Annotated in this window: 5 protein-coding genes; all 5 read right to left on the reverse strand. The window is 72.0% G+C overall.

The window, feature by feature from the left end:
* Positions 1-8: 8 nt before the first annotated feature.
* Positions 9-1,595: a glycoside hydrolase family 64 protein gene (locus tag ACL02O_RS32940; protein WP_412822089.1), complete on the reverse strand. Its 1,587-nt coding sequence runs from the start codon at positions 1,593-1,595 to the stop codon at positions 9-11.
* A 114-nt stretch (positions 1,596-1,709) separates the two neighbouring features.
* A complete protein-coding gene (locus ACL02O_RS32945) occupies positions 1,710-2,810 on the reverse strand; it encodes a LacI family DNA-binding transcriptional regulator (protein WP_412822090.1) in 1,101 nt (366 codons plus the stop codon).
* 173 nt (positions 2,811-2,983) lie between these two features.
* Complete coding sequence (locus tag ACL02O_RS32950) at positions 2,984-4,522, reverse strand: ricin-type beta-trefoil lectin domain protein (protein ID WP_412822091.1); 1,539 nt, start codon at positions 4,520-4,522, stop codon at positions 2,984-2,986.
* Positions 4,523-4,674: 152 nt separating this feature from the next.
* Positions 4,675-6,843: a discoidin domain-containing protein gene (locus tag ACL02O_RS32955; protein ID WP_412822092.1), complete on the reverse strand. Its 2,169-nt coding sequence runs from the start codon at positions 6,841-6,843 to the stop codon at positions 4,675-4,677.
* 241 nt (positions 6,844-7,084) lie between these two features.
* On the reverse strand, positions 7,085-7,997 hold a 913-nt coding region (locus ACL02O_RS32960), incomplete at its 5' end, for a glycoside hydrolase family 64 protein (RefSeq protein WP_412822093.1).

Below are 7,997 nucleotides of genomic sequence, written 5' to 3' on the forward strand. Positions count from 1 at the left end.
CGGGTGGGTCAGCCCTTGTGCCACTTCTGGTTGGCCGTGCCGGCGCAGTCCCAGAGCTGGAGCTTCGCGGCGTCGCTGCCGTTCCAGTCCTTGATGTCGACGCACTTGTTGGCCTGCAGGTTGACCAGGTCCCCGGCCGCGTTCAGGGTGAACTGCTGGGCGCCGGTGCCGTTGCAGGTGTAGAGCTGGACGACCGCACCGTTGGCGGTCGACCCGCCGTCGACGTCCATGCACTTGTTGTTCTGGCTCTGCAGTGCCGTGCCGGTGAACGTCCATTTCTGGGCGTCGGTGCCGTTGCAGGTCCACATCTGCAGCTGGGCGCGGTCGACGAAGTTGGCGCTCGGCACGTCGATGCACTTGTTGTTCCAGTCGCTGACCACGGCCACCCCGGCGCCGGGGGTGCCACCGCCGCCACCGAACGGGCTCAGCACCAGCCCGGCTGCCCGCGGGTCGCCGTCGTACACCAGCGACTCGAACCCGCCGACGTCGTCGAAGGCGAACGCGTACGCCTTGCCGTCGACCATGTTGGCGTGGATAAGCCGGGCGTACTGGTTGGTGGGGTTGCTGCGGTAGAAGTCGGCGGCGTTGGTGCTCGGCTGGGTGTCGATGGTGCCGAGCGTGCCCCGGTTCAGCGCGGCGCAGAGCGTACGCGAGATCGGGCCGACCACCTGGTCGTTCGGCGCGGGCAGATCGCCGTCGCAGCCCCAGACGCTCGCCGAGGACGGGCGGTTGAACGAGGCGACCACCTGGCCGCTGCTGTTGGTGAAGGTCATGACGGTGCCCGAGGTGCGGCCGTAGTACCGGGTTGGCTGGCCGGCGAACGGCACCACGGTCAGTGTCTTCGTGGTGTAGGCGTTCCACGCTGCGGCGATGTAGGAGTCGAGATAGGTGGGGCTGAGCAGGCCCGCGCCGGCGGCCTTGCCGGGGGCCAGGACGCGCAGCACCGTCCCGTCCGAGCGGGTTTGGACGGTGCCGGCCCAGCCGGGCTGGGACCGGATTCCGTCGATGACCGCGTTGCGCCCGTTGGCCACCAGGTCACCGGTCCGCTTGGTGGCGCCGTTCGCACCGGTCACGGTGACCGCGTGCGGCACCGCGAACATGTCGACCTGGGAGCTGTTCAGCCACAACCCGGCGTCGTTGTAGGTGAACTCGCTCCAGTCGAAGAGGATGTCCCGGTTGGCATCGCCGGCCGCCCACGGGGCGGGCTGCACCAGCCCGTCGGGGGTGAGGAAGAACTTCAGCTTCTGCCCGAGGGCGAAGTAGACGCGACCGGAGAAGCCGCGCGGGAACTGGATCGTGGTGCTGCCGCCGTTGCCGGGCCCGGGGATGGAGACGTCGGGCGCGGGCGAGGGCGGGAGCTGGCCGCCGGTCCACGGTACGAAGGTGCCGCCGGACGTGACGTAGCCGAGCCGGCCGGTGGCGAGCTGAATGCCGATGACGTAGAGGTAAACCGCGTCGGCGCGGCCGGTGGTGTTGGTGACGGTGACCGGCAGCAACGCCGGGCCGACGGCGCGGGCGGGGGTGGCGGCGACGGTGCTCGCGGCGGCGGCGAGCAGGGCGGACACGACGGCGAGCAGCTTTCTTCGGAGTGCCACGGAGACCACCTTCGGAGGTGACGGGACGGGAGAGAGCGCTCTCAGGCTGCGATTGTTAACAACCTTTGTCAATAGGTGAACACCGATGTGTCGCCGGCCGGTCGTCGACGTCGCTCAGGCCGAGGCGCGCACGACCAAAGTGGGGTCGAAGATGACGGAGGCGCTGCGGAGCGCGGGATCCGCCACCCGGGCCAGCAGCATCCGGGTCGCCTCGGCCGCCATGTCCTCGAGGGGGTGTCGGACGGTGGTCAGCGGCGGCTGGGCCGCCCGCGCGGCGCTGCTGTCGTCGAAGCCGACCACCGCGACGTCCTCGGGTACCCGCCGGCCCGCCTCACGCAGCGCGTTGAGCGCGCCCTGCGCCATGAGGTCGTTGGCGACGAAGACGCCGTCGACATCCGGATGGCGGTCGAGCAGGCGGCGCATCGCCACCTCGCCGCTCTCCCGGGTGAAGTCACCGGCCTCGCCGGGGGACCAGGCGTGCCCCCGGCGGGCCATGGCCTGCCGGAAGCCGGCGGACCGGTCCTGACCGGCGGGCAGGTCCGCCGGGCCGCCGATGAGCGCCACCTGCCGGCAGCCCCGGTCGAGCAGGTGCTCGACGGCGAGCGCGGTGCCGACGTCGTTCGCCACGTCGACGTAGCTGATCGGCGCGGGACGCCCCGGCCGACCCACCATCACCGCCGGCACTCCGGCCTCGACGAGCCGTGCCGGCAGGGCGTCCTGCGGGTGCAGCGACAGCAGCAGCACGCCGTCGGCCTGGCCCTGACGCAGGTCGCCGACGAGCCTGGTCCGTGCCGCCTCGCTGCCGGCCAGGTGCAGGACGAGCTGGACCGGGGTGGCACCCAGCACACTCATCGCGCCGCCGACCACCCGGCCGAAGAACGGGTCGGTGAGGAAGTGGCCGAAGAACGGGTCCTCGGTCCGGTCGTCACTGTCGGAGACGACCAGGGCGACCGTGCCGGCGCGGCGGGTGACCAGGGAACGCGCCGCCCGGTTGGGCACGTACCCGATCGCGTCCACCGCCGACCAGACCACCGCGTGCAGGCCCGGGTCGACGTTGCGGATGCCGTTGATGACCCGGGAGACGGTCGCCCGGGACACGCCGGCCAGGCGGGCCACGTCCTCCAGCGTCGGCAGCCTGGCCGGGCCCTGCGGCCCGGCGGCGACCCCGGTGTCGGTACGCGGCAGGCTGGACGGCGGCCGGGACCTGTTCGCCATGCCGCTGTTATAGCACGGCGGTCGGAAAGCGCTCTCCGGTCGCCGTGGCCGGTGTGGACGGTGGGGGTGGCCGGTGCCGGCGGCCCGGTCGCTCCCGCGGGCCTCCCCGGCCCGTCGAAGAGCGGCCGGGGCCCGGCGGCGACCACCGCCGGGCCCCGGCATCCGCCCCGGTGTCAGCCGGTGCGCCACTTCTGGTTGGCGGTGCCCGCGCAGTCCCAGAGCTGCAGGCGGGCGCCGTCGGAGTTGTTCCAGTCCTTGATGTCGACGCACTTGTTGGCCTGCGGGTTCACCAGGTCACCGGCGGCCGAGAGGACGAACTGCTGGGCCGGGTTGCCGCTACAGGTGGCGATCTGGATGACCGCGCCGTTGTCCCGCGAGCCCCAGGCGACGTCCATGCACAGGTTGTTCTGGGTGCGCAGGGTGCCGCCGCTGAAGGTCCAGCTCTGCGCCAGGGTGCCGTTGCAGGTCCAGGTCTGCAGCGGCGCGCCGTCGGAGAAGTTGGAGAAGGGCACGTCGATGCACCGGTTGTTCCAGTTGCTGATGATCCGCGTCCCGGTCCCGCCGCCGGTGGTGGTGAGCGAGAGGCCGTACGCGCCGAGAATCTCGTTGACCGGCTGGAACCACATCGTGCCGCCGGTCGAGCAGTTGCCGGTACCGCCGGAGGTGACGCCCTGCGCCTGGTCGCCGGTGAGCCAGGAGCCGCCGGAGTCACCGGGTTCGGCGCAGGCGTTGCTGCGGGTCAGGCCGGAGACCGTGCCCTGCGCGTAGTTGACGGTCTCGTTCCGGCCGAGGATCGTGCCGCAGCGCCAGCCGGTCGTCCGGCCCGAGCGGCACACGGAACTGCCGACGACGGCCTCCGCGGAGCCGGCCACCGGCGCGTTGCCCCCGGCGTAGTTGTTGACCCACGGGCGCGGGGTCCAGTTGCTGTCGGTGCGCACCCAGGCGTAGTCGTTGCCGGGGAACGACGACCCGGCGAAGGTCCCCTGCGCCACGTTGTTGTAGCCGAGGGTGGGGCTGCCGGCGCCGCCACAGTGCCCGGCGGTGACGAATCCACCCGCGACGGAGAAGCCCACCGAGCAGAGCACGTTTCCGTTGATCACGAACTGGTCGCCGCCCCGGATGTCGTACACGGGTCGGGGTCGGTCCGCCTCGGCCACGTAGCGGACCAGGGCGCGGGGCGTGCCACTGGCCGCCACGAAGGACGCGGCCGCCGCCGTGTGCCCCGGTTCGACCAGCACCACGACCGAATTGCCGACGGTGTCGGCGTACCAGCCGCGCACGGCGGCGGCCGGCCGGTGGCGGGCCGCGTACCGGTCGAGCGCGGCCCGGGCGGCGGTGAGGTCGGTCAGGCGGTGCGCGACGAGGCGGGGCTCGGCGCCTTCGGCGCGAACGGCGGCGGCCGCCGCGCGATCGGTGACCGCCACGGTCAACTGCCGGCCGCCGGTCAGCCAGGAGCCCGCGTACCGCGGGCCCAGCCGGGCTCGCAGCCGCCCGTCGATCAGTGCCGCGCCGGCCTCGGCGCGCAGCCGGGCGACGATCTCCCGGTCGGTGAGGCCGAGGTCGCGGCGCAGGGCCTCGGCCATTCCAGGGGCGAGGCCGGTGGCGTCGGCGGTGGCCCCGGTTCCCGGTGGTTCCGCCGTGGCGACGGCGGGCGGGGCGGCCAGGCCGGCGGCGAGGACCCCGGTGGCGAGCAGCCCGAGGAGCTTGTTCATCGGTCTCCTTCCGGCCGGGCGCACGAGTGGGCCCGGCGTGGGGACGGGGAAGAGAGCGCTCTCTAATAGAAGACTGCCGATTGGTTAACTTTCTTGTCAAGTCGGCGGCGCGTGCCGGACGGGACGGGCCCGCCCGGCACGCCGAGGGTCACTCACTGGTAGACGCGGACGTAGTCCACGAGCATCTGGGACGGGAAGGGCGTCGAGGCGTCCGGCGGGCCGGGCCAGTCGCCGCCGACGGCCAGGTTGAGGATCAGGTAGAAGGGGTGGTCGTAGACCCACGGGCCGCGGGTCGACTCCACGGTCGCCTTGCTGGCGTAGAAAACCTCCGTGCTGTCGACGAAGAAGCGCATCCCCTTGCTGTCCCACTCCACGGCGTACGTGTGGAAGTCGGCCGACAGGTCGGTGTTCCAGGCGTGCTCCTGGCCGTAGCCGCCGCCGCCGTTGTAGGCCGGGGCGTGCAGGGTGGTGTAGCTGCGGTAGGTGTCCCGGCCGAGGATCTCCATGATGTCGATCTCGCCGTTGTACGGCCAGGGACGCCCGGTCAGGAAGTCGGCCCCCATCATCCAGAACGCCGGCCAGAACCCGTTGCCCCTGGGCACCTTGATCCGGGCCTCCATCCGGCCGTACTGGACGTGGAACTTGTTGCTGGTGTTCATCCGGTGCGAGGTGTAGGAGCGGCCGCCGGCCGTCTCCTTGCGGGCCTCCATGACGAGCTGGCCGCTGCCGTTCATGGCGGCGTTGGCGTTGTCGGTGTAGTACTGCAGCTCACCGTTCTGTCCGGTGCCCGGGTCGACGGTCCACTTCGCCGGGTCGGGCCTGCTGCCCGGCGGGCCGTTGAACTCGTCGGAGAAGACCAGTTTCGTCGCCGGGAACGTCGGGTCCGGCGGCATGGCCGGGGGAGCGGTCGGCGCGCCGCCGGTGCCGTACACCCGGAACTCCCAGAGCGAGTAGCCGTAGGAGCTGTTGCGCTTCGTGCCGTACATCCGCACGTAGCGGCCGGTGCCGTTGACGTCGAGGGTCTGCTTGAACCCCGGGCCGGTGGTGGTGCTGTAGATGGTGGTCCAGGTGTTCGCGTCGTTCGACGTCTGCAACTGGTAGGCGGTCGCGTAGGCCGCGTCCCACTGCAGGACCACCCGGTGGATGGTCGCGGTGGCGCCGAGGTCGACGTAGATCCATCCCGGGTCCACCCAGCCGGTGGTGGCGCTGGTGGCCCAGCGGGAGGCCGGGTCGAGGTCGAACGCGCGCGAGGCGTAGCACTGCCAGCACGCCCCGTCGTCCTGGTACGAGGAGGCGACGCCCGGCTTGTTGTAGGACAGCAGCACATCGCCACCGGGTGGCGGGCTCGACGGCGGCGGGCTCGACGGCGGCGGGGTGGACGTGCCGCCCGAGGTGTGGACCGCGAACTCCCACAGCGAGTAGCCCCACCCGGTGGCCCGTGCGGTGCCGTACATGCGCACGTACCGGCCGGTGCCGGAGGCCGTGAGCTGCTGGTTGCCGCCGCTGCTCGTGCTGGTGCCGTAGATGGTCGACCAGGTGGAGCCGTCGGTCGAGACCTGGATCTGGTAGGCGCTGGCGTAGGCGGTCTCCCAGTTGAGGTCGACCCGGCAGATGGTGCGGGACACGCCCAGGTCCACCCGGATCCACTGCGGGTCCACCGCCGCGCTCGACCAGCGCGTGCCGTTGTCACCGTCGACCGCGGCGGACGCGGGATAGCCGGCGTCCTGCACCGACGACGCGGTGGCCGGGCGGTTCAGCGCGGCGTTGCCGGTGGTGTCGCAGCCGGTGCCGCCGCTGGTCCCGTACACCTGGAACTCCCAGAGCGACACGCCGTACGGCGTGGCCCGGGCGGTGGTGTAGACCCGTACGTACCGGCCCGAGCCGGCGACCGTGAGGGTGTCCACGCCGCCGTCGCCGCTGGTCGTGCTGTAGATCGTCGACCAGGTGCTCCCGTCGCCGGGGACCTGTACCTGGTAGGCCGTCGCGTACGCGGCCTCCCAGTTGAGCACGACCTGACTGACGGCCGCCGTGGCGCCGAGGTCGACCCGGAGCCACTGCGGATCGGCGAAGGCGCTCGACCAGCGGGTGCCGGTGTTGCCGTCGACCGCGGCCGACGCGGGGAAGGTTGCGTTCTCGGTCGACGAGGCGGTGACCGGCCGGCCCTGGGAGAGCAGCGGGTCGGCTCCGCGTGCGGTGCTGGTGACGGCCGTGACGAGGGTCGCGACCAGGGCGACGACGAGCGCGACGGCGATGGCCGGTCGGCGTCGCCCGGTGGGTGGGGAAGCAGGGGGATCGACGGCCGGGACGGGATGGCTGCTCATGGCGTCTCCAGGAGAAAGCGGCGGCCGGGCACGGTCCGGCACGGGCCAGGTGGGTGCCCGACCGCCGGGTGGTGGTGGGGTACGGCGGCCGGGCCGGACGGCGGGCACCGGGCGACGGCGGCCGGTGTCGGAAAGCGCTCTCTGGCAGATAAGGGTCGACCTCGCCATCGGGCGGTGTCAATAGAATCGGGAGGTTCCGGAACCGGCCGACCGACATCGGCCGGCCGGCTCCGGGGGCGGGTCACCAGCCCACGGCCACCAGCAGCCACTGGGGGTCGCCGGCCGAGACGAAGGAGGACTGGTCGGCGACGTCGTCGTACGGGAAGCCGTACGAGCGGCCGCCGATGGCTCGGTCGTGCCAGAACTTCGCGTACCAGTTGGCGGGCGCCTGCTGGTAGAACAGGCTCGGATCGGACCACTGCGCCTGCGGCAGGTGCGCGACGTGCCGGTTGAGGGCGGCGCAGCCCGCCGGGTTGCCGGCGAGCGGGCCGGCGCAGCCGAAGATGTCCGAGGTGGATGCCGGCAACCCGACCGACGCCGCGTACCCGCTCAGGTAGTCGGCGTACTGGCCACCGGTGCGGAACTGCGGGGTGTTGCCCGGCGACGGGATGCGGTACGGCGCCTCGATGGTGGCCAGGTGCTCGAACTCGGTCGGCATCGCGTCGGAGAACGCCTGGAAGGTGACCGAGCGGTCCTCGGCGAACGTCGCCTCGGTCTCGCCGACGGCCACGTCGTATCCGGTACGGCTGCGCAGCCGCATAGCCAGCTTCAGGCCGAACGCGTCGACCCGGGTGGTGTTGCCGTTGAACTGGTTCGCGCCGACGGTGAACTCGATGAAGTCGCTGTACTGGCTGGTCGGCGACCCCAGGTGGAAGTACATCCGGCCCGCCGTGTTCACCGGCATGTCGAAGTAGGGCTGGTCCGCGATCGAGTGCGTCTGGCCGTTGTAGCTCCAGTACACCTGGCTGTCGGGGTAGCGGCCGTTGGTCCGGTTGAGGACCTTCACCATGAGGACGTTCTGGGCCGGGGGGATCGAGGTGGTGTCGCCCCAGAAGCCGCCGGTCGGCGGCGGGGTGGTCGGGGGCGGGGTCGAGCCGGACGTGGTCCGTACGGTGAACTCCCAGAGCGAGTAGCCGTACGCGGTGGCCCGGGTC

It is taken from the genome of Micromonospora mangrovicola (assembly GCF_047200535.1).
In the GTDB taxonomy this organism is placed as follows: Bacteria; Actinomycetota; Actinomycetes; order Mycobacteriales; family Micromonosporaceae; genus Micromonospora.

Bases quoted from the DNA above. Each gene is read 5' to 3' on its own strand.
- ACL02O_RS32945 (WP_412822090.1), bottom strand. From the start codon at position 2,810: ATGGCGAACAGGTCCCGGCCGCCGTCCAGCCTGCCGCGTACCGACACC.
- ACL02O_RS32950 (WP_412822091.1), bottom strand. From the start codon at position 4,522: ATGAACAAGCTCCTCGGGCTGCTCGCCACCGGGGTCCTCGCCGCCGGC.
- ACL02O_RS32955 (WP_412822092.1), bottom strand. From the start codon at position 6,843: ATGAGCAGCCATCCCGTCCCGGCCGTCGATCCCCCTGCTTCCCCACCC.